The sequence below is a fragment of the Caulobacter sp. GW821-FHT11E11 genome (assembly GCF_058808315.1).
Genome location: NZ_JBXARO010000009.1, coordinates 91035 through 109598, shown reverse-complemented (window position 1 = coordinate 109598; position 18564 = coordinate 91035). Strand labels below are relative to the sequence as shown.

Below are 18564 nucleotides of genomic sequence, written 5' to 3'. Positions count from 1 at the left end.
CTGGAGGGGACGCTATGCCTGTGTGCAGTGCGTCACAATATCGCCGTTATCTGAAACTCAACGAGCGGCAAGACCTTCGGCGATAGCCGCATTCAAGGCGGCGACAGCGGCATCGGGACCCTGCGGGTAAGCCCAGACTCCGGCCGATACGGCCAGGAAGTCGGCGCCGGCGGTGGCCAGGGGCGCGGCGTTGGCGGCGGTGATGCCGCCGATGGCCACGCACGGGACCTCCATCGTCTCCTGCCAGATGGTCAGGATGTCGGGCTCGGCGGTGGTGGGTGCGTCCTTGGTCGTGGTCGGGAAGAAGGCCCCGAAGGCGACGTAGTCGGCCCCGGCCTCGGCGGCTTCCATGGCCAGGTGGCGGCTGTCGTGGCAAGTCACGCCGACCATGCGCTCGCCCATCAGCTTGCGGGCCTCGCGGAAGGCCATATCGCTCTGGCCGACATGCACGCCGTCGACCGGCAGGCGGGCGGCCAGGTCCGGACGGTCGTTCAGGATCACCGCCACGTCGTGGGCCTGGGCGATCGGAGCGAGGGCCTCGACGGCCGCCTTGATCACATCGTCGGGCGCGTCCTTCAGGCGGATCTGCAGGGCGGCCACGTCGCCGCCGTCCAGGGCCTTGGCCAGCTGGCGGCCAAAGCCGGCCAAGTCGTCCAAGGCGGGCGGAGTGATCAGGTAGAGGCGGCAGGGAAGCGTCATATTCGGGGCTTTACTGGAAATTCGGAACCGGTGCGACCTCTGGCCGCTGCTAACCAGAGTGAGAGTCAGTTGCAAAGTCCGTCGCGACCGGCTAGATGAGAATGACAATCAAACCGGGTAGGGCGTTCGTACCTTGTACGTCTGTAACTGTAACGGCATCCGCGAGCGCGAAGTGCGCGCCGCCATCGACGCTGGCGCCAGCCGTCCAGCCGATATTTTCCGTCACAAGGGCTGCCAGGCTCAGTGCGCCAAGTGCGTCTGCGAGATGCGCCAGATGATCCAGGACAACCGCGAAGCGCTTGCATTCGCAGCCGAGTAACGGCCGAAAAGCCAATAAATTCAGCTATCGCGAAGCACTCGCACAGATTTCTGTGAGAGCGCGAAACACTCGCACACATTCAGGTTGAAGCCCGTTTCGGCTTGCCCCAGGTTCCCGCCGACAAACGAACCTTAAGGAGGCCGCCATGCAGGGCGATCCCGGCATCATCCGACTGCTCAACGCGGTGCTCACCAACGAGCTGACGGCGGTCAACCAGTACTTCCTGCACGCGCGGATGTACGACAACTGGGGCTTCAAGCGCCTCGGCAAGATTACCTACGACGAATCGATCGGCGAGATGAAGCACGCCGACATGCTGATCAACCGCATCCTGTTCCTGGAAGGCCTGCCCAACCTGCAGGACCTCCACAAGCTCAAGATCGGCGAGACCGTGCCGGAATGCCTGAACAGCGACCTGCAGGTCGAGATCGGCGGCCGCGAGACCCTGATCCCCGGCATCATCCAGTGCGAACAGGCCCGCGACTATGTCAGCCGCGAGCTGCTGCGCGTGATCCTCAGCGACACCGAGCACCACATCGATTTCCTGGAAATGCAGATCGGCCTGGTCAAGTCGCTGGGCGAGCAGAACTACCTGCAGTCGGCCATGGGCGAACTGCCGGCCTAAAGCGGTCTTTGCATGAAGACGCGGGCGCTCTCGTCGAGCCCGCGCCCCAGATGTTCGCGCCGGATCTCAAGGAGGTCCGGCGCTAATTTTTTGTCGTCGATGTCGAGGAAGCCCAGGCGGCGGTAGTAGGGCGCGTTCCAGGGCACGTCGCGGAAGGTCGACAGCGTCAGACGCGATTTACCGGCCGCTCGCGCCCGCTCGGCCACGGCGTCGATCAGGCTGGCGCCGATCCGCTGGCGCTCGAAGGCCGGCAGCAAGTCGATCTGCTCGATGTAGAGGCTGTCGCCGACGGGACGGAACATCACGAACGCCGCCACGTCTCCCTCGACGTCCGCGACCAGCAGGCCGCCGGCCGCGATCCGTGCGGCCAGGACCTCGGCAGGCGAGGGCTCGTCGGCGGCCAGGGCGTCCATCAGGCCGATGAAGCGCTGAGACGAGGCCCGCTCGATCTCTCGAACGGTCTCGATCTCGGAAGACAGGGCGGGGCGGATGGCGACGGTCACGCCGCCATGCTGACCCGTAGGGACGGTCTGGTCTAGGCCGCGCGGGCGCCCGGACGGCGTTGGGCCGTCGCGTTGCGGGCCTGGGCCGGGGCCTCTTGCTCCTGGCCGGTGCGGAACCGGGTCATCAGGTGCGACAGCTCGTGGGCCTCGGTGCGCAGGTTGGCGGCGGCGGCGGTGGTCTCTTCCACCATGGCCGCGTTCTGCTGGGTCACCTGATCCATCTGGTTGACGGCGCTGTTGACCTGGTTGAGGCCGGTGGCCTGTTCCTGCGACGAGCGGGCGATCTCGGAGATCAGGCCGTCGATCTCGCCGACCTTGGCGACGATGCCGTCCAGAGACGCGCCGCTTTCGCCGACCAGCTTCACGCCGCGATCGACCTGGGCGGTCGAGTTGGCGATCAGGGTCTTGATCTCCTTGGCCGCGTCGGCCGAGCGCTGGGCCAGGGCCCGGACTTCTTGCGCGACGACCGCGAAGCCGCGACCCGCTTCACCAGCGCGAGCAGCTTCCACGCCGGCGTTCAGGGCCAGGAGGTTGGTCTGGAAGGCGATCTCGTCGATCACCCCGATGATGTTGCCTATCTGGGCCGAGGACTTCTCGATCTCGCCCATGGCGGTGATCGCCTGCTGGACGACCTCGCCCGAGCGGCCGGCGTCGATGCGGGCGGCCGAGGCGGCCTGCGAGGCGCGGCGGGCGCCCTCGGCGCTGCGCACCACGGTGGCGGTGATCTCGTCCAGGGCGGCGGCGGTCTCTTCCAGGCTGGCGGCCTGTTGTTCGGTGCGGCGCGACAGGTCGTCCGAGGCGTAGGAGACCTCGTCGATGCCGGCCTGCATGCTGTGGGTGCGCTGGACGATGGTGCCGACCGTGTCGCGCAGGCAGTCGATGGCGGTGTTGAAGTCGTCCTTGACCTGCTGGTAGCGCGGATCCATCGCCGCTTCGATGTGCTCGCTGACGTCGCCGCGGGCCAGGCGGCCCAGGCCGTCGGCCAGAACCGTGACGACGGTGTTGTCCTGGTCGGCCTTCTTGCGGGCGGCTTCCGCCTCGGCGCGCTCCAGTTCGACGGCCGTGATGTCCGAAGCGAACTTGATGACCTTGATTGGCTTGCCGGCCTTGTCGAACAGCGGGTTGTAGGAGGCCTGGATCCAGATCTCCTTGCCGCCCTTGCCCACGCGCTTGAACTTGTCCGAGAAGAACTCGCCGGCGTTCAGGCGGCGCCAGAACTCGCGATAGTCGCCGCTGGCGCCATAGTCGCAGTCGACGAACAGGCTGTGATGCCGACCCTGGATCTCCGACAGGCTGTAGCCCAGGGTCTTCAGGAAATTGTCGTTGGCCGTGATGATCGTGCCATCGAGGTTGAACTCGATCACCGCCTGGCTGCGGTGAATGGCGGCGATGATCGCCTCCATCTCGGCGATCTGGCCCGTGGCCTTGCTGTCGTCCTGACGCGCCCGGAAGAAGGACATCGAGTTCGTTCCTTTTCACGCGAGGGGCCCACTCGACCCACCACCCTGGCGACGGTCTTTCCCTGCGCTTCTGCGAAAAGTTGCGCCCGGAAGTTCAAAAGAGGCTTAACGGCGCGAGTACGTAATTTGGTGACGCCGAACGAAGGGGTTGAAAAATAATCGATATAAAACAAAGAGATGGCATAAATTCTAAATGCGGCGTTTTGCTTAACGCGGCATCGGGTCGCACGAGACTTTTGGCTAGGAACACCAAAAAGTTGTCCTCCGCGATGTCGGGCGTCCGACATGTCGCGCCGCATTTTCGGTGGCGCGGTGCGCGGATCACGCCATCATGCGTTCGAGGCCCTGCTCGAGCTGGAACCAAGGCTCAGCTGGGCTGTTTGACCTTGCGAGTTCACGAGGGAGTCCCGCCATGCATATCGCCAACGGAAAGTCGCGCGAGCGCGCCCTGGCCGGTCGCGAAGCGTTCGAGATCGATCGGCGGGATGCCGGCGTCCATCCGGCGGCGCAGGTCGCGATCGGCGCGGCCTTGGCCGGCGGCGCGATCGTCGCCGCCCTGATGATGGGCCGCCGCCATGAGGCGGTGCTGGACGACGAGATGTACGCGGTCGAGTTCGCCGAGATGCACGAGCCGGTGGCTCACCAGCCCAAGCCCCTGACCAGCCTGCTGCTGCCGCCGCTGTTCATCGCCATGACCCTGTCGGGCCTGCGCACCTGGAATGCACCCGCCAGCCCAGCCCGCACCCGCGCCCTGACCATCTGGAGCCTGGTGCAGGGCTTCAACGCCCTGTGGCTGGGCCTGGGCGCGCGCCGCGTCGGCGGCCAGCTGGGCGCGGCCACGGCCTCGCTGGCGGCCTCGGCCGCCTATGCGCTGGAAGCCCGCAAGGTTGGGGGCGGTTCGGCCCCGGACTTCGGCTGGATCGGCATCGCCAACGCCCTGACCGCGCAGCTGTGGCGCCGGTCGCCAATGCGCGTCCCGACGATTCATTGAGGACGGTCTACGCGCTGCTCGCTGGCGCGGTCTTCCTGATTGAAGTCGCCATCGCTCTGTGGTGGGACGACATCTTCGTGCGGCCCTATCTGGGCGACGTGCTGGCGGTGATCCTGGTCTATCTGGCTTTGCGCGCGGCGACCTCGCTGGACAGCATCGTGGCAGCCGGTGTGGCTCTGGCGATCGCGGTGCTCATCGAGCTGGGCCAATTGGTCCACATTCTGGATGCGATCGGGCTGAGGCAGAACCGTCTGGCGCGCGTAGTGCTGGGCGGCGTCTTCGATCCGCGCGATATCCTCTGCTATCTGGTCGGCGCTTTCGTAGCCGTGGCAGTGGACTTGGCCTGGGTCAGGCGATCTTCAGCGCCGCGTCCAGGCTGAACCGGCCGCCGCCGCGCGCGATAAGGAACATCAGCAGACCCGCCCACGACAGGTGGGTAGGCCAGGCGTCCGGATAGACGAACACCTCGATCACCACGGTCATGGCCAGGAAGGCCAGGGCCGACAGGCGCGTGAACAGGCCCAGCACCAGCAGGATCGAGAACAGGTGCTCGGCATAGGTCGCCGCGTGCGCCGCCACGACTGGCGACAGCAGGGGCACATGGTACTCGCTCTCGAACAGCGAATAGGTGCCGTCGGTAATGTGCAGCAGGCCGTCGACCTTGGTCCGGCCCGACTGGAAGAAGATCGCCGCCACGCCGAACCGGGTGACCAGCGCCAGGACGTCCTCGGTCAGCACCTTGCGGGCGGTCTGGGCGAAGGCGTCGAAGGGCGCGCGCAGGGACAGGGCGGTCATCGGGCGAAGACTCCATCGGCGAACAGACGGGCGAGGTCGGAGCCGGGATCGGCTTCGAGCGCGCGCTCGGCGGCTTCGGCAGCGGTGTGGTCATCGCGGCAGGCGCGCAGGAACGCGGTTTCGGCCGCGCCGATCACGCGATGCATAACTGCGCCCTTGTCGCGAACGAGCAGGAGCGCCTCGGCGCGATCGGACAATTCGAGGTCCTCTCGGCCCGCGCGCGACGCCGACCACAGGCTGGGCAGGCCAGCCTCGAAGCTGGCGAAACGGACGCTGGGATGCAGAGCCAAGCGCGCCGTGGCCAAGTCTGCGGTCGCCAGCGCCTGGGCGGTCAGGACCGGGGCTTCGGCGGCGAACAGGGCCTCGGTCCACAGGCGGTCCAGGTGGGCGATTCCGGCCAGGTATGGCGTGTCGTCGGCCGGTGGGAAGCGCTGGAGCCAGGCGGGGAAGGCCTCGCCATAGTCCAGCAGGGCGGCGCTGGTCGGCGGCGCCTCGCGGGCGAACAGGGCGGCGGCGGCGCGGAACCAGTCCTCGCCGACCATCGACAGCACGGTTGGGAAATTAGCGGCCAGGGCGTCGACACAACCCTTGGCGATGGTGTTGCGATAGACCGACAGGCCGGCTTGGCCCTCGCCTGGCGCGAGCCAGGGCGAAAGAGCCGACGGGCTGCCGGCCAAGGCGGCGACGAAGGCGTCCTGGAAGTCGAGCAGCTCAGGCATCGACGGCCTCCAGCGCGGCCAGCTCGCCGGCGGCGCGGTCGCGCTCGGCCATCAGCTTCGCGAAGGCGGGGATGTCGTCGTCGCGCTCGACCAGGGTCGGGCGCGAGCCGACGCGGCGGATCAGGCGGCGATAGAGCGCCCAGACGGGCTCGGCCACCGGCGCGCCATGGGTGTCGATCAGCAGGCCCGAGCCGCCTTCGTCGGCGCCGTGGCCGGCCAGGTGGATCTCGCCGATGGCGTCGGCGGGCAGGGCGTCCAGATAGGCTTCGGCGCTGTAGCCTAGGTTCCTGGCGCTGACGAAGACGTTGTTGACATCGACCAGCAGGCCGCAGCCGGTACGCGCGACCAGAGCGGTCAGGAAGCCGACCTCGTCCAGGTCGTGTCCGGTCAGGGGCAGGTAGAGGGACGGGTTTTCGACCAGCACGCGGCGGCCCAGGGCGTCCTGCATGCGGCCGATATTGGCGGCGATGCGGGCCAGCGCCGCCTTCGTGCGCGGGAAGGGCAGGAGGTCGGGCTGGTGCGCGCCGCGATGGGTCGACCAGGCCAGGTGCTCGGAGACCGCGAACGGCTCGAACCGATCGACCAGGCGCTTGAGCGCGGCCAGGTGCTCGGCGTCCGGATCGGCGTCGGCGGCCAGCGACAGGCCCACCCCGTGCAGCGATAGCGGATAGCGCGCGCGGACGGCCTCCAGCGCGGCCAGGCGCGGCCCGCCGGCCGACATGTAGTTCTCGGGATGGACCTCGAACCACAGCCCCTGGGCGTCGCACGTGAGCGCGTCGTCATAGTGCTGGGATTTGAGGCCGAGGCCGGCGGTGATCATCGGGGTGTTCCCAAAGCCCGATCTCCCCGGCGCCGCCGGGGAGATCGGAAGCTGGACCTTAAGCCTTCGGCGCGGTCAGCGAGCCCATGCCGGTCGGGGTCTTGATCGTGACGCAGGTGCCCTTCTTGACCATCTTCCAGGCGTCGGGCTGGTAGTCGACTTTCGAGCTGCCGGCGCACGAGGTGCCCGCGCCCGCCTTGCAGTCGTTCTCGCCGGCCTTGGCGACGCCGTAGCACTTTTCCTGGTCGCCCTTGGCCTTGCCGTGGTCGTCGGCGGCGGCGATCGAGACGCCGGCCGACAGGGCCAGGACGGCGGCGAGGGCGGCGGTAGTGGCGGTGCGGTTCATGGGGTTCTCTCCTTTGGGCGTTTCACGCCAAGCGGCTCTCCCGCCGCCCGGTCGAGGATAGGTACGAAGCGACACGGCGCGAGGTTACACCGGTCGGCGAACAAAATTTCGGCGGGGCGCTTTCCCGGCCGACACGACACCGTGTAACCATCCGCTCCTCGCGCGCGAATAGGGGCAGGCGTGACGGAAACCGAGACCCGTTTGAAGGCGCTGATGCTGCGCGGGCTGGACGGCGACGCCGCCGCCTATCGCGAGTGTCTGGCCGTTCTCGGCGTTCGGCTTCGCGCCTATTTCGCGCGGCGGATGTCCGGCGCGCCCGGCGATGTGGAGGATCTGGTGCAAGAGACGCTGCTGGCGGTGCATCTCAAGCGGTCGACCTGGGACTCGTCCCAGTCGTTCACTGCCTGGGCGCATGCGGTGGCGCGCTACAAGCTGATCGATCACTGGCGGCGGCGTAAGATCCGCCAGACACTGCCGATCGAAGACCACATCGAGTTCCTGGCCGCAGACGAGCCCGATCCCGGCGTCGGGCTGGAGCTGGATCGCGCTCTGGCCACCCTGTCCGACAAGCAGCGGACCCTGGTTTCCGACGTCAAGCTGACGGGCCTGTCTCTCGCCGAGGCCGGGGCCCGCGCGGGCATTTCCGAGGGCGCGGCCAAGGTCGCCCTGCACCGGGCGCTGAAGGCCCTGGCGGAAAGGATGCGCCGTGCGAACGGATGATCTGATCGACGCCCTGGCCCAGGATGCGGGACCGACACGCGCGCCGCCGCGCCGGCTGGCGATTGTCGCCGGCCTGGGCGCCCTGGCGGCGCTGGTCCTGGTGCTGGCCTGGCTGCACACCCGCCACGACCTGATGCCCGCCATGCGCGGCGGCATGTTCTGGATGAAGGCGCTCTATACCGGGGCGCTGGGCTTGGCCGGCTATCTGGCGATCGAGCGCCTGTCGCGTCCGGCGGGCTCGGGCCGGCGCGGCTGGATGCTGGGCGGCGCGGTGCTGGCCCTGTTCAGCGTGGCGGGCGTCGTCCAGGCGATCATGAGCCCCGACATCCAGATGGCCCTGCACATGCTGCGCGGGCACTCTTGGCATGTCTGCAGCCGCAACATCCTGATGCTGGGCCTGCCCATGCTGGCCCTGGGCCTGTGGGCCGTGCGCGGCATGGCCCCGACCCAGCCCGTCGCCGCGGGCTTCGCCACGGGCCTGTTCGCGGGCGGCGTGGCGGCCACCGTCTATGGGCTGCATTGCGCCGAGAACACCTTCACCTTCGTGGCCCTCTGGTACAGCCTCGGCGTGCTGTCGCTGGCCGCCCTGGGCGCGCTGATCGGGCGCTGGGCGCTGCGCTGGTAGGCAGACCGCCTGTCCTCAGAAGTAGTGACGATCAAGTTTCGTATCGTCGCCTTGAGGTCGATTGACAAACCATCGTTCCGCCAATGAAGTGCCCGCGCTTTCGCGACTGACCCGCGACAAGCGCTGCTGAAACCGCCTGCCGGCTCTGTGGGGAGAGGCGCGTGACGATTGACGACACCGTCGCCCCTCTGGAGGGAGGGGCGAGCGGCGAGGGGCTTGTTGCACCCATCTGGACGACGGCAACCCTGCCTTGGCGGCTGGCCGAGATCGCCGGGGCCGGAGCCTTGGCGGGCGTGTTGATGATCCTGCTGTGGCTCGACCTGCGGCCCGACCTGTCCGTGGCGGCCGGCCAGGCCTTCTTCTGGATCAAGGCGGCGTATCCCGCGGGCGTTGCCGCCTGCGCTTTGGTAGCGACCACCTGGCTGGCGCGCGGGCGCCTGGGCGGCGTCATGGCCCTGGCGCTGGCCGGCGCGGCCGCCTGCGCCATGCTGATCGTCGCCGGCGTCCAGAACGCGGGCATGAGCGGCGCCGCCCTGGCCACGCTGCATTGGCCCAACGCCTTGGTCTGCATGGGCAACATCCTGGTCATCGCCGCGCCGATGCTGGCGCTGACGGCCTTCGGACTGCGCGACGTCGATCTGCTTCGACCCGCGCCCACCGGCTTTGCGGCCGGACTGTTTTGTGGGGGCGTCGCGGCGACGGTCGACGGCTTGCACTGCTGGCAGGGGACCTACGCCTTCGTCGGTCCCTGGTTCACCCTGGCCATGCTGGTCAGCGGTGGGATCGGGGCCGGCGCGATCAAGCTGCTCGCCCGTCGCCGCCGCTTTCTGGCTTTAGCCGCGGAATGAAAAAGGCCTCCCGGATCGCTCCGGGAGGCCTCTTCGTCTTCTATCGCTAGATCAGCCTACTCGGCGGCGGCCTTGGCCGCGCCGGCGCCGAACTTGGCGTCCAGTTCGCCGGCCGTGTAGCGCTTGGCCATGGTCGCGGTCGAGATCGCCTTGATCTTGTCGGCGTGGCCGGCCGAGCCGAACTCGACGAAGCGCGCCTGGCAGACCTTACGCATGGCTTCCTTGGCCGGCTTCATGTAGGCGCGCGGGTCGAACTCGTGCGGCTTCTCGGCCAGCAGCTTGCGGATCGCGCCGGTGATGGCCATGCGGTTGTCGGTGTCGACATTGATCTTGCGCACGCCGTGCTTGATGCCGCGCTGGATCTCTTCCACCGGCACGCCCCAGGTCTGGGGCATCTCGCCGCCGTACTGGTTGATGATGTCCTGCAGGTCCTGCGGAACGCTGGACGAGCCGTGCATCACCAGGTGGGTGTTGGGCAGGCGGCGGTGGATTTCCTCGATCACGTTCATGGCCAGGACGTCGCCGTCCGGCTTGCGCGTGAACTTGTAGGCGCCGTGGCTGGTGCCCATGGCGATGGCCAGGGCGTCGACGCCGGTCGACTGCACGAAGTCGACAGCCTGATCCGGATCGGTCAACAGCTCGTCATGCGAGAGCTTGCCCTCGAAGCCGTGGCCGTCTTCGGCCTCGCCCATGCCGGTTTCCAGCGAGCCCAGCACGCCCAGCTCGCCCTCGACCGAGACGCCGCAGCTGTGGGCCATCTGGACCACCTTGCGGGTGACCTCGACATTGTACTCGTAGGTCGCCGGGGTCTTGGCGTCTTCCATCAGCGAGCCGTCCATCATCACCGAGGTGAAGCCGTACTGGATCGCCGTGGCGCAGGTCGCCGGGCCGTTGCCGTGGTCCTGGTGCATGCAGACCGGGATGTTCGGATAGATGTCGACCAGCGCGTCGATCATCTTGGCCAACATGATGTCGTTGGCGTAGTTCCGCGCGCCGCGCGAGGCCTGGATGATGACCGGCGAGTTGACGGCTTCCGCCGCCTCCATGATCGCCAGGCCCTGTTCCATGTTGTTGATATTGAAAGCGGGCAAGCCGTACTCATGCTCGGCGGCATGGTCCAACAGCTGGCGCAGCGTGATGCGAGCCACGTAGTTCTCTCCTGCAAGCGTTAAGTAGGTTGGGTCGTTTCTTGTTATTGGGGCCGTGACGCTTGTGCGTTCTCTGCCCGGATCATTCAGTCTTCAGTCCGGCGCGGATCTGCACGATCCGCGCCAGGACAAGTCTCTTTAGGCCTCGAGCGCCGCGACGCCCGGAAGGGTCTTGCCCTCCATCCATTCAAGGAACGCGCCGCCGGCGGTCGAGACGAAAGTAAAGTCCGCCGACACGCCCGCGTGGTTCAGTGCAGCGACAGTATCACCGCCGCCCGCGACTGCCACGAGTTTACCCGATTTCGCCAGCGATGCAGCGTGTTTTGCCGCCGAAACCGTCGCTTCGTCGAACGGAGGGACTTCGAACACACCAAGCGGGCCGTTCCAGATCAGGGTGTTGCTTGCGTCCATGGCCGTCAGCAGGCGCTTGGCGCTCTCGGGACCGGCGTCCAGAATGAGGTCGTCGGCCTGCACTTCGTTCAGCGGACGGACGGCGGTCTCGACGCCCGGCGCGACCTTCTTGGCCACGACAACGTCGACCGGCAGCAGCAGTTCGCAGCCGGCGGCGGCGGCCTTGGCGATGATCTCACGGGCGGTGTCGGCCAGGTCCTTCTCGCAGAGCGAGCCGCCGACGTCGTGACCCTGCGCGAACAGGAACGTGTTGGCCATGCCGCCGCCGATCGCCAGGCGATCCAGCTTGGCGACCAGGTTGTTGAGCAAATCGAGCTTGGTCGAGACCTTGGAGCCGCCGACGATGCCGATCACCGGCTTCTTCGGGTTGCCCAGCGCGGCGTCCAGGGCTTCCAGCTCGCGCTGCATCGACAGGCCCGGATAGGCCGGCAGCAGCTTGGCCAGGCCTTCGGTCGAGGCGTGGGCGCGGTGGGCGGCGCTGAAGGCGTCGTTGACATAGACGTCGCCGTTGGCGGCCAGGGCCTTGGCGAAGTCGGCGTCGTTGGTCTCTTCGCCGGCGTGGAAGCGGACGTTCTCCAGCAGGGCGACGCCGCCGTTCTCCAGGCCGTCGACGACCTTGGCGGCTTCAGCGCCGATGGCGTCCGAAGCGAAGGCCACCGGCTGTTCCAGCAGATTGGCCAGCGGTTCGGCCACGAAGGCCAGGCTCATCGCCGGCACGACCTTGCCCTTGGGGCGGTCGAAGTGGGCCAGCAGGACAACCTTGGCGCCTTGCTTGGACAGGTAGTGGATGGTCGGCAGCGCCGCGCGCAGGCGGGTGTCGTCGGTGATCTTGCCGCTGTCGACGGGGACGTTGAAGTCCACCCGGACCAGGGCGCGCTTGCCGGCGAGGTCGGCGGTGTCGAGGGTGCGGAAAGGCATCGAGTAGACCTCACAGGTTATGCGTGTAGCTCCACAGGGCTGTTCGGAAGGCGAACACCATGCAGACGCCGAAGAGGCAGAGGACCGCCACGGTCGCGGCGATCTCTAGAGGGTGACGGTCGCGCTCGGCAAGAAGCCTCCGCGCCCGAAGCGAGAAGATCCACACCCAGGCCACGGCCAAGGCGGAAAGCAGGATCCAGCCGGGCAAATTGGCCAGGCTGTACTTGGCCGGGACGCGGTCGCGATAACCATCCAGCCACATCAGCACGCCGGCGAATGCGCCCGGCAGAGCCACCAGGCCGAACGCGCCCAGATAGGCGACCGGGGCGGCTGTCACGGCCAGCAGGGCGAGGATGAGCCAGCGCTTCATGCGATCCGCCAAGCAAAACCCCCGTCCTTGGAGGGACGGGGGTCTTTCAGGCTCTTAGAGGAACTTGGCCATCTCGAGGGCCGTGTCGCTCATGCGGGTCGCGAAGCCCCACTCGTTGTCGTACCAGGACAGGACGCGGACCAGCTTGCCCTCGATGACTTGCGTCTGGGGCAGGGCGGCGGTCGAGCTGGCGGCGATGTGGTTCAGGTCCGACGAGACCAGCGGGTCGGTCGTCGTGAACAGCACGCCCTTCATGTCGCCGTCGGCGGCGGCCTTCAGGGCCGTGTTGATCTCTTCCACCGTGGTGTCGCGGGTCGGCACGACCTTCAGGTCGATGACCGAGACGTTCGGGGTCGGGACGCGGATCGACGAGCCGTCCAGCTTGCCCTTCAAGGCCGGCAGGACCAGGCCCAGGGCCTTGGCGGCGCCGGTCGAGGTCGGGATCATGCTCAGGGCCGCGGCGCGGGCGCGGTAGAGGTCCTTGTGCATGGTGTCCAGCGTCGGCTGGTCGCCGGTGTAGCTGTGGATCGTGGTCATGTAGCCACGCTCGATGCCGACCAGGTCGTGCAGGACCTTGGCCACCGGGGCCAGGGCGTTGGTGGTGCACGAGCCGTTCGAGACGACGATGTCGTCAGCGGTCAGGGTCTCGTGGTTGACCTTGTAGACGATGGTCTTGTCGGCGCCGTCGGCCGGGGCCGAGACCAGCACGCGCTTGGCGCCGGCTTCCAGGTGCAGGGCGGCCTTGTCGCGGGCGGTGAAGATGCCGGTGCACTCGAACGCGATGTCGACGCCCAGTTCCTTGTGCGGCAGGTCCTTCGGGTCACGGATCGCGGTGACCTTGATCTTGCCCATGCCGACATCGATCCAGTCCTCGCCCGACGTGACCGTGCCGGGGAAGCGGCCGTGCACGCTGTCGTAGCGCAGCAGGTGGGCGTTGGTCTCGACCGGGCCCAGGTCGTTGATGGCGACGACCTCGATGTCGCGGCGGCCATGCTCGGCGATGGAGCGCAGGACCAGACGTCCGATGCGGCCGAAGCCGTTGATGGCGACGCGAATAGCCATGGGTCTTTCTCCTGTTATGACCGCCGTGTCGGGTTCGACCGGCGTTCCCTATTTGGGGTGGCGTTTTGCGGGGGAAAGACGCGAAGTCAAGGCCTGAGAAACTGAGACCGCCCAGATGAATGCTGCTATGGGCTCAGCATCGCCCAAATCTCGCCCCGACGACTGGCATAGACGGGGCCCATCTATATGTTGCGTCGCATGATTGGAATTCGCCGATGATCCCGGCCGACGGTACGGCCCTCGACCTCGCCGTGCGCCGCCTGGAGCGTGCGGTCGGGGCGCTGGAACAGCGTCTCGCGGCCAAGGCGGCCGAAGCCGTCCGCGCGCCCGCGCCGGCCCCGACGTCGGCCGAGCCTGGTCTTTTCGACGACCAGGAACGCATCCGCCTGATCGCCGACCTGGACGCCGCCCGCGAGCGCGAAAAGGCGCTGGAGGAAGCCGGCGAGCAGGCCTCGGCGGCCCTGGGCCGCGCCATCGCCGAGATCCGCTCGGCCCTGGGCGACGAGTCCGTGGCCAACGACGACCATGCGCACGATGACGACGAGACGGCCGCGCCGGCTCAGGACGAGGATCTGTTCGCCGATCCCAAGGAGGGCTGACCGATGGCGCAGGTGACCATCCACGTGAACGGCCGCCCCTACATGGTCGGCTGTGAGGACGGCCAGGAGCCGCACCTGACGGAACTCGCGCGCCTCTTCGACCGCCAGGTCCGCCAGGTCAGCAGCGACGTCGGCCAGCTGGGCGAGACCCGGCTCTTCCTGATGGGCGCCCTGCTGCTGGCCGACGAGCTGTCGGACATGAAACTGCGCCTGGCCCACGCCAACGCCGAGATCAGCCGCCTGAACCAGGAAGGCACCAAGGCCGAGATCGCGGCCATCCGGGCGCTGGATGCGGCGGCGGAAAAGATCGAGAAACTGGCGGCGGAGTAGTCTCAGCCGTCGAACTCGACATCGACCTCTCGCCCGCCGTGAAAAATCCGGTCGATCACGACAGCGTTGGGCGTGACGTGGAAGGCGATTTCGGTTTTTCGCTCGAAACCTAGAAGCCTGAGACCAGGCCGAATGTCGTCGCGCCGGTGACCCTGCTCGGGAAAGCTCGCGAGATTGGCGCAGCGCTTTTCTATCCGCGCGATGTAGGCCATGGCGGCGTTCGGTGCGCCGCGCTCGGCTATGTATCGATAGAGTTCGAAAAGATCGTCGCGCGCTCGGGCGAGAGGACGATCTTTCGCGTCACGGCTTGGTCTTCAGGCGATCAGCATGGTGGGCGCGGATCGAAGCGAAGACCTCAGCTGCGTCGATGACTCGGTTCGGATCGTCGAGCATCGCGTCATATACGGGGGCGACGTCTTCGCGCAGCCAGCGTTCCACAGCCGCGTCTCGTTCCTGCAGGGCGCGCACGCCAGCGCGAACGACTTCGCTGGCGGACGCATAGGTTCCCGCCGCGACGAGGTCGTCGATGTAGCGTGACTGTTCGGCGGGCAGGCTGACGGTGCGTTTGCTGACGGTGGTCATGTGGGCCTCCGCCACGACGATATCAGGCGGTATGAAGGATGCATACCGCTGTCTGCGTCACACCGCCCCTGGCTTTCCCACCGCCGAACCCCTATCTTGTTCAGCGGCGGGTCTTGCTGTGGCTCTCGTCGAAGATTTCTATTCCCAGGGACCTTAATCTCTCTATCGGGACCTGTTCCCTCCCGTGGCCGTGGCTGCGGGAACACGGGGCCCACCTGTAACTAACAGGTTCGAGTGGATTGAAACGTCTTCACGGTTCTTCGCGGCGCCGCCACCTTTCTTCCTTCAAAGCCGCTATAGACGGGCGATGACCATCGCCGATCCCCTCGCGGCCAAGATCGCGCTGCGCGTCTTCCTGCGGAACCAGCGCAAGCAACTGGCCCTCGAACATCCCGAAGCCGACTGGATGATCGCCGAAGTGGCGCGCGAGCCGCTGGCGAAGCTGTTCCCGAACCCCAAGGGCAAGATCGCCGCCCTGTATCACGGGCTCGGCTCGGAGGTTTCGCCGCGTATCCTGGCCGACCAACTGGCGGAAGCGGGCTGGGACCTGGCGCTGCCGGCGGTGCTGGACAAGGACGACGGCGAGATGGTGTTCCGGCGCTGGGACCGGACGGCGCCGCTGGTCCATGACGCCATCGGCCTGCGCAGTCCTTCGTCAGAGGCCTCGGTGGTCCAGCCCGATCTGGTGATCACCCCGCTGCTGGCCTTCCAGCGCGATGGCCTGCGGCTGGGGCAGGGCGGCGGCTACTACGACCGGGCGCTGGAAGCGCTGCGGGCCGAGAAGACGGTCTTCGCCCTGGGCCTGGCCTACAGCGGCCAGCAGGTGGAAAATCTGCCGCACGAGCCGCATGATCAAAGGCTGGACGCCATTCTCACCGAAAAAGAGTATATGGCCGTCAATGACATGAGCCGCTGACGGCTCGATCCAAGGACTTTCGATGCGTTTCGCCTTCTTCGGCGATGTCGTCGGCAAGTCGGGCCGCGACGGCCTGGCCGACCATCTGCCCGATCTTCGCCGCCGGCTCTCCCTCGAGTTCGTGATCATCAACGCCGAGAATGCGGCGGCCGGTTTCGGCATCACCGAGAACACCGCCCGCGAGCTGTTCGAGGCCGGCGCCGACTGCCTGACTCTGGGCAATCACAGCTGGGACCAGCGCGAGGCCCTGACCTATATCGTCCGCGAGCCGCGCCTGATCCGCCCGGCCAACTATCCGATCCTGTCGGATGCCCCGGGCCGGGGCAGCCATCTGTTCCAGACCGACAGCGGCAAGACGGTGTTCGTGGTCAACCTGCTGGGCCGGGTCCACATGGACGCCATGGACGATCCGTTCGCCGCCGCCGACCGTGAGCTGGACAAGGCCCCGCTGGGCCAGGTGGCCGACGCGGTGATCGTCGACATGCACTGCGAGGCCACATCCGAGAAGATGGCCATGGGCCACTATTGTGACGGCCGCGCCTCGCTGGTGGTCGGCACCCACACCCACGTCCCGACCGCCGACTGCCAGGTCCTGCCGGGCGGCACCGCCTATCAGACCGACGCAGGCGCCTGCGCCGACTATGACAGCGTGATCGGCAACCAGAAGGACGAGCCGCTGCGCCGCTTCACCACCAAGATCAGCGGTGGCCGTTACACGCCGGCCTCGGGTCCGGCGACGGTGTGCGGCGTGTTCGTCGAGACCGACGATCGCACCGGTCTGGCGGTGCGCGTCGAGCCGATCCGCGTAGGCGGGCGTCTGCAGCAGAGCATTCCCGAGGTCTAATCGCGGATCATCTCCAGCCAGTCGGGCGTCTTGGCACCTGCGGGGATATCGTTCGCCATCGAAGCCTTCGACCAGCAGGCGGCGAGCGCCTGGGCGGTCGCTCGCCGCCATTGATCCAGAGGACCGAGCTGATCCTGGAAGGTCGCCAGGACCACGCCGCCTTTGAGGTGGAACGGGCCTCTCACGATGGTGACGCCGGCATCGTAGATGACGTCGATCGAGGCGTTCTCGTTTGAGTTCTGCATGCGCACGGGAAGATCGGCCAGGGCGTCCGCCGCCTTTCCCAGCGCCGGACATGTCCTGCCGTCGATCCAGTCGGTCGAGTCGCGTTGCTCGGCGATCCAAAACGGGGGCGCGGCGTCTGAAGTCACCCGGCTCAGCAGCATGACGCCTTGTGCGGTCGATCGGCCGCCGAACCAGGACACCTGGTACCAGGGGCGAACGGCCGTCGTGCGTTGCGGCTGGGGCGGTGCGCTCGAGGCCGATACGAGGAGGCTGGCGGCGATCGCTGCCCAAGCCATTCACGTCTCCTTGCGGTCGCTGGGGGTCTTTCGGCAAGGTCGCGCAACTTGCGCATGAGCGAAAGCGCATCCTTCGACTGCGCTTAGCTTGCGACTGTCACGGATCGAGTCTTTGATCGGCTCCCTACGCCAACGGAGACACCGCCATGACCGACGCCCTCTACACCGCCAAGGCCCACGCCGTGGGCGGCCGCCAAGGCACCGCCAAGACCGACGACGGCCACCTGGACGTGACGCTGGGCTATCCCAAGTCGCTCGGCGGCGACGGCAGCGGCACCAATCCTGAGCAGCTGTTCGCGGCCGGTTATGGCGCCTGCTTCCTGGGCGCGCTGGGCCTGGTCGCCCGCAACACCGGCGTCAAGCTGGGCGAGCACAGCCTGGACAGCGAAGTCGACCTGATCAAGGACGAGACCAGCTTCCACATCGCCGTGCGCCTGAAACTGAACGCGCCGGAGCTGGACCGCGAGACGGCTCTGAAGCTGCTGCACACCGCCCACGAGGTCTGCCCGTACTCGAAGGCGACCCGCGGCAATGTCGATGTGCAGCTTGAGGTCGCCTAAGGCGCGCTAGGCGAAGTGTGAGCGGTTCGCCGCCCGAGCGCGCCGCAAAGCATCAAGCCTCCGGGAAGAACTTGAAGAAGGGCTCGGCCTCGGTCAGCACGCGCTGCACCGACGGCCGGTCCTTCAGCCGTTCCAGATATTCCAGGCACAGCGGCCAGCGGCCGTCGAAGGCCTGGACCTTGTCGGCATAGAACAGCGCCGGGAACGCCGCGCAGTCGGCCAGGCCGAAGTCGCCGCACATCCATGAGCGGCCATCGGCCAGCACGCTCTCCAGGTGATCGCAGGCCTGGGCCAGCTGGCCGTAGGCCTCGTCGACGCCGAAACCGTCCTTGGCTTCCGGCGGACGCAGGCGGTCGGCGACGATCTTCTGCATCGGCGTCTGGACGTAGTTGTCGAAGAACCGGTCCCAGAACCGCATCCGCCAGGCAAAATCCGGATTGCTCGGCGTGAATCGCACGCGACCTGGATAGTGGGCGTCCAGATAGTCGAGGATGACCGTGGTCTCGATCACCGTCTCGTCGCGGGCGCCATCCCGCAGGGCCGGCATCTTGCCCATCGGCGACAGCCTCAGGAACGCCTCGCGCCCGGCCGGATCGCCCAGATCGACCAGCACGTTCTCGAACGCTATGTCGTTCTCGTAGAGGCCGATCAGCACCTTCCAGCAGAACGAGGCCAGAGGGTGGGCGTGCAGCGTCAGGCTCATGGCGGTCGCTCCCAAACACTTAAGTAATTGCCTAACTATATCGACCATCAGCGTTACGCAATACCCCTCGGGGGTGACAAAACCCGCCCTCGGACGCTAGAAGCGCCCACACTCCATTTTTCAGATCAGA

At 67.2% G+C, this 18564-nt stretch carries 26 protein-coding genes, 1 other RNA gene and 1 pseudogene; 13 read left to right on the top strand and 15 right to left on the bottom strand.

Annotated features, from left to right (window positions below; all coding sequences use genetic code 11):
* Window positions 1-57 precede the first annotated feature (57 nt).
* Complete coding sequence (gene thiE, locus AC1RR5_RS21800) at window positions 58-699, bottom strand: thiamine phosphate synthase (protein ID WP_492924971.1); 642 nt, start codon at window positions 697-699, stop codon at window positions 58-60.
* 133 nt (window positions 700-832) lie between these two features.
* Between thiE and AC1RR5_RS21795 the strand changes: the two genes are divergently transcribed.
* A complete protein-coding gene (locus AC1RR5_RS21795; RefSeq protein WP_492924969.1) occupies window positions 833-1018 on the top strand; it encodes a (2Fe-2S)-binding protein in 186 nt (61 codons plus the stop codon).
* A 145-nt stretch (window positions 1019-1163) separates the two neighbouring features.
* On the top strand, window positions 1164-1643 hold the full coding sequence (bfr, locus tag AC1RR5_RS21790; RefSeq protein WP_492924967.1) for a bacterioferritin: 480 nt from the start codon (window positions 1164-1166) through the stop codon (window positions 1641-1643).
* Here bfr and AC1RR5_RS21785 read toward each other — a convergent pair.
* Together AC1RR5_RS21785 and AC1RR5_RS21780 are read right to left on the bottom strand one after the other, a co-directional pair.
* Entirely contained in the window at window positions 1640-2146 is a 507-nt protein-coding gene (locus AC1RR5_RS21785; RefSeq protein WP_492924965.1) for a GNAT family N-acetyltransferase, read from the bottom strand. The genes bfr and AC1RR5_RS21785 overlap by 4 nt on opposite strands.
* 32 nt (window positions 2147-2178) lie before the next feature.
* Entirely contained in the window at window positions 2179-3606 is a 1428-nt protein-coding gene (locus AC1RR5_RS21780) for a methyl-accepting chemotaxis protein (protein ID WP_492924963.1), read from the bottom strand.
* 412 nt (window positions 3607-4018) lie between these two features.
* Between AC1RR5_RS21780 and AC1RR5_RS21775 the strand changes: the two genes are divergently transcribed.
* A complete protein-coding gene (locus tag AC1RR5_RS21775; RefSeq protein ID WP_492924961.1) occupies window positions 4019-4597 on the top strand; it encodes a tryptophan-rich sensory protein in 579 nt (192 codons plus the stop codon).
* Entirely contained in the window at window positions 4558-4977 is a 420-nt protein-coding gene (locus AC1RR5_RS21770; protein ID WP_492924959.1) for a ribosomal maturation YjgA family protein, read from the top strand. The genes AC1RR5_RS21775 and AC1RR5_RS21770 overlap by 40 nt, the downstream gene beginning before the upstream one ends.
* Here AC1RR5_RS21770 and AC1RR5_RS21765 read toward each other — a convergent pair.
* The 4 genes from AC1RR5_RS21765 to AC1RR5_RS21750 are packed head-to-tail and all read right to left on the bottom strand — an operon-like array spanning window position 4946 to window position 7277.
* On the bottom strand, window positions 4946-5392 hold the full coding sequence (locus tag AC1RR5_RS21765; RefSeq protein ID WP_492924957.1) for a DoxX family protein: 447 nt from the start codon (window positions 5390-5392) through the stop codon (window positions 4946-4948). The genes AC1RR5_RS21770 and AC1RR5_RS21765 overlap by 32 nt on opposite strands.
* Window positions 5389-6111: an HvfC/BufC family peptide modification chaperone gene (locus tag AC1RR5_RS21760; RefSeq protein WP_492924955.1), complete on the bottom strand. Its 723-nt coding sequence runs from the start codon at window positions 6109-6111 to the stop codon at window positions 5389-5391. Before AC1RR5_RS21760 ends, AC1RR5_RS21765 begins: the two co-directional genes overlap by 4 nt.
* Window positions 6104-6931, bottom strand: a complete 828-nt coding sequence (gene bufB / locus AC1RR5_RS21755) for an MNIO family bufferin maturase (RefSeq protein ID WP_492924953.1) — start codon at window positions 6929-6931, stop codon at window positions 6104-6106. The genes AC1RR5_RS21760 and bufB overlap by 8 nt, the downstream gene beginning before the upstream one ends.
* A gap of 58 nt (window positions 6932-6989) precedes the next feature.
* On the bottom strand, window positions 6990-7277 hold the full coding sequence (locus AC1RR5_RS21750) for a BufA1 family periplasmic bufferin-type metallophore (protein ID WP_492924951.1): 288 nt from the start codon (window positions 7275-7277) through the stop codon (window positions 6990-6992).
* A 180-nt stretch (window positions 7278-7457) separates the two neighbouring features.
* Between AC1RR5_RS21750 and AC1RR5_RS21745 the strand changes: the two genes are divergently transcribed.
* The 3 genes from AC1RR5_RS21745 (at window position 7458) to AC1RR5_RS21735 (ending at window position 9470) form a co-directional block, all read left to right on the top strand.
* Entirely contained in the window at window positions 7458-7997 is a 540-nt protein-coding gene (locus tag AC1RR5_RS21745) for a sigma-70 family RNA polymerase sigma factor (RefSeq protein WP_492924949.1), read from the top strand.
* Window positions 7984-8622 carry an anti-sigma-F factor NrsF gene (gene nrsF / locus AC1RR5_RS21740; RefSeq protein WP_492924947.1) on the top strand — a complete coding sequence of 213 codons (639 nt, stop codon included), beginning with the start codon at window positions 7984-7986 and terminating at the stop codon, window positions 8620-8622. Before AC1RR5_RS21745 ends, nrsF begins: the two co-directional genes overlap by 14 nt.
* 161 nt (window positions 8623-8783) lie before the next feature.
* Window positions 8784-9470 (top strand): DUF1109 domain-containing protein, encoded by a 687-nt coding sequence (locus tag AC1RR5_RS21735; RefSeq protein WP_492924945.1) that lies wholly within the window; start codon window positions 8784-8786, stop codon window positions 9468-9470.
* 56 nt (window positions 9471-9526) lie between these two features.
* On the opposite strand, the gene fba is transcribed toward AC1RR5_RS21735, so the two are convergent.
* From fba to gap, 4 genes are all read right to left on the bottom strand, one after another.
* The gene (gene fba / locus AC1RR5_RS21730; RefSeq protein WP_492924943.1) at window positions 9527-10618 is read right to left on the bottom strand and encodes a class II fructose-bisphosphate aldolase; all 1092 of its coding nucleotides are present in this window, start codon (window positions 10616-10618) and stop codon (window positions 9527-9529) included.
* 138 nt (window positions 10619-10756) lie between these two features.
* On the bottom strand, window positions 10757-11947 hold the full coding sequence (locus AC1RR5_RS21725) for a phosphoglycerate kinase (protein ID WP_492924941.1): 1191 nt from the start codon (window positions 11945-11947) through the stop codon (window positions 10757-10759).
* 10 nt (window positions 11948-11957) lie between these two features.
* Complete coding sequence (locus AC1RR5_RS21720) at window positions 11958-12317, bottom strand: hypothetical protein (protein ID WP_492924939.1); 360 nt, start codon at window positions 12315-12317, stop codon at window positions 11958-11960.
* Between the two features lie 54 nt (window positions 12318-12371).
* Window positions 12372-13379 carry a type I glyceraldehyde-3-phosphate dehydrogenase gene (gene gap / locus AC1RR5_RS21715; RefSeq protein ID WP_492924937.1) on the bottom strand — a complete coding sequence of 336 codons (1008 nt, stop codon included), beginning with the start codon at window positions 13377-13379 and terminating at the stop codon, window positions 12372-12374.
* Window positions 13380-13594: 215 nt separating this feature from the next.
* Between gap and AC1RR5_RS21710 the strand changes: the two genes are divergently transcribed.
* Both AC1RR5_RS21710 and AC1RR5_RS21705 read left to right on the top strand, forming a co-directional pair.
* The gene (locus tag AC1RR5_RS21710; protein WP_492924935.1) at window positions 13595-13978 is read left to right on the top strand and encodes a hypothetical protein; all 384 of its coding nucleotides are present in this window, start codon (window positions 13595-13597) and stop codon (window positions 13976-13978) included.
* A gap of 3 nt (window positions 13979-13981) precedes the next feature.
* Complete coding sequence (locus AC1RR5_RS21705) at window positions 13982-14308, top strand: cell division protein ZapA (RefSeq protein WP_291880144.1); 327 nt, start codon at window positions 13982-13984, stop codon at window positions 14306-14308.
* Between the two features lie 2 nt (window positions 14309-14310).
* Here AC1RR5_RS21705 and AC1RR5_RS21700 read toward each other — a convergent pair.
* Window positions 14311-14574: pseudogene (locus AC1RR5_RS21700) on the bottom strand (type II toxin-antitoxin system RelE/ParE family toxin); the annotation flags it as partial.
* 34 nt (window positions 14575-14608) lie between these two features.
* The gene (locus AC1RR5_RS21695; RefSeq protein ID WP_492924933.1) at window positions 14609-14890 is read right to left on the bottom strand and encodes a type II toxin-antitoxin system ParD family antitoxin; all 282 of its coding nucleotides are present in this window, start codon (window positions 14888-14890) and stop codon (window positions 14609-14611) included.
* 110 nt (window positions 14891-15000) lie between these two features.
* Here AC1RR5_RS21695 and ssrS point away from each other — a divergent pair.
* The 3 genes from ssrS to AC1RR5_RS21680 all read left to right on the top strand — a co-directional run bounded on the left by ssrS (window position 15001) and on the right by AC1RR5_RS21680 (window position 16650).
* Window positions 15001-15163: non-coding RNA, 6S RNA (gene ssrS / locus AC1RR5_RS21690), on the top strand.
* 34 nt (window positions 15164-15197) lie between these two features.
* On the top strand, window positions 15198-15806 hold the full coding sequence (locus tag AC1RR5_RS21685) for a 5-formyltetrahydrofolate cyclo-ligase (protein WP_492924931.1): 609 nt from the start codon (window positions 15198-15200) through the stop codon (window positions 15804-15806).
* A gap of 22 nt (window positions 15807-15828) precedes the next feature.
* Window positions 15829-16650, top strand: a complete 822-nt coding sequence (locus AC1RR5_RS21680; RefSeq protein ID WP_492924929.1) for a TIGR00282 family metallophosphoesterase — start codon at window positions 15829-15831, stop codon at window positions 16648-16650.
* Here the strand turns inward: AC1RR5_RS21680 and AC1RR5_RS21675 are convergent.
* Entirely contained in the window at window positions 16647-17171 is a 525-nt protein-coding gene (locus AC1RR5_RS21675; RefSeq protein ID WP_492924927.1) for a hypothetical protein, read from the bottom strand. The two genes, AC1RR5_RS21680 and AC1RR5_RS21675, sit on opposite strands and share 4 nt — an antisense overlap.
* A gap of 146 nt (window positions 17172-17317) precedes the next feature.
* On the opposite strand from AC1RR5_RS21675, the gene AC1RR5_RS21670 reads away from it, so the two are divergent.
* Window positions 17318-17731: an organic hydroperoxide resistance protein gene (locus AC1RR5_RS21670; protein ID WP_454717853.1), complete on the top strand. Its 414-nt coding sequence runs from the start codon at window positions 17318-17320 to the stop codon at window positions 17729-17731.
* A 52-nt stretch (window positions 17732-17783) separates the two neighbouring features.
* Here AC1RR5_RS21670 and AC1RR5_RS21665 read toward each other — a convergent pair whose 3' ends face one another.
* Window positions 17784-18434 carry a glutathione S-transferase family protein gene (locus tag AC1RR5_RS21665; RefSeq protein WP_492924925.1) on the bottom strand — a complete coding sequence of 217 codons (651 nt, stop codon included), beginning with the start codon at window positions 18432-18434 and terminating at the stop codon, window positions 17784-17786.
* Window positions 18435-18564 lie beyond the last annotated feature (130 nt).

What these genes read in the sequence shown, in the direction of transcription:
- thiE (WP_492924971.1), bottom strand. Translation starts at nt 699, where the DNA reads ATGACGCTTCCCTGCCGCCTCTACCTGATCACTCCGCCCGCCTTGGAC.
- bfr (WP_492924967.1), top strand. Translation starts at nt 1,164, where the DNA reads ATGCAGGGCGATCCCGGCATCATCCGACTGCTCAACGCGGTGCTCACC.
- AC1RR5_RS21780 (WP_492924963.1), bottom strand. Translation starts at nt 3,606, where the DNA reads ATGTCCTTCTTCCGGGCGCGTCAGGACGACAGCAAGGCCACGGGCCAG.
- AC1RR5_RS21775 (WP_492924961.1), top strand. Translation starts at nt 4,019, where the DNA reads ATGCATATCGCCAACGGAAAGTCGCGCGAGCGCGCCCTGGCCGGTCGC.
- AC1RR5_RS21765 (WP_492924957.1), bottom strand. Translation starts at nt 5,392, where the DNA reads ATGACCGCCCTGTCCCTGCGCGCGCCCTTCGACGCCTTCGCCCAGACC.
- AC1RR5_RS21760 (WP_492924955.1), bottom strand. Translation starts at nt 6,111, where the DNA reads ATGCCTGAGCTGCTCGACTTCCAGGACGCCTTCGTCGCCGCCTTGGCC.
- bufB (WP_492924953.1), bottom strand. Translation starts at nt 6,931, where the DNA reads ATGATCACCGCCGGCCTCGGCCTCAAATCCCAGCACTATGACGACGCG.
- AC1RR5_RS21750 (WP_492924951.1), bottom strand. Translation starts at nt 7,277, where the DNA reads ATGAACCGCACCGCCACTACCGCCGCCCTCGCCGCCGTCCTGGCCCTG.
- AC1RR5_RS21725 (WP_492924941.1), bottom strand. Translation starts at nt 11,947, where the DNA reads ATGCCTTTCCGCACCCTCGACACCGCCGACCTCGCCGGCAAGCGCGCC.
- AC1RR5_RS21720 (WP_492924939.1), bottom strand. Translation starts at nt 12,317, where the DNA reads ATGAAGCGCTGGCTCATCCTCGCCCTGCTGGCCGTGACAGCCGCCCCG.
- gap (WP_492924937.1), bottom strand. Translation starts at nt 13,379, where the DNA reads ATGGCTATTCGCGTCGCCATCAACGGCTTCGGCCGCATCGGACGTCTG.
- AC1RR5_RS21710 (WP_492924935.1), top strand. Translation starts at nt 13,595, where the DNA reads ATGATCCCGGCCGACGGTACGGCCCTCGACCTCGCCGTGCGCCGCCTG.
- AC1RR5_RS21705 (WP_291880144.1), top strand. Translation starts at nt 13,982, where the DNA reads ATGGCGCAGGTGACCATCCACGTGAACGGCCGCCCCTACATGGTCGGC.
- AC1RR5_RS21695 (WP_492924933.1), bottom strand. Translation starts at nt 14,890, where the DNA reads ATGACCACCGTCAGCAAACGCACCGTCAGCCTGCCCGCCGAACAGTCA.
- AC1RR5_RS21685 (WP_492924931.1), top strand. Translation starts at nt 15,198, where the DNA reads ATGACCATCGCCGATCCCCTCGCGGCCAAGATCGCGCTGCGCGTCTTC.
- AC1RR5_RS21680 (WP_492924929.1), top strand. Translation starts at nt 15,829, where the DNA reads ATGCGTTTCGCCTTCTTCGGCGATGTCGTCGGCAAGTCGGGCCGCGAC.
- AC1RR5_RS21675 (WP_492924927.1), bottom strand. Translation starts at nt 17,171, where the DNA reads ATGGCTTGGGCAGCGATCGCCGCCAGCCTCCTCGTATCGGCCTCGAGC.
- AC1RR5_RS21670 (WP_454717853.1), top strand. Translation starts at nt 17,318, where the DNA reads ATGACCGACGCCCTCTACACCGCCAAGGCCCACGCCGTGGGCGGCCGC.
- AC1RR5_RS21665 (WP_492924925.1), bottom strand. Translation starts at nt 18,434, where the DNA reads ATGAGCCTGACGCTGCACGCCCACCCTCTGGCCTCGTTCTGCTGGAAG.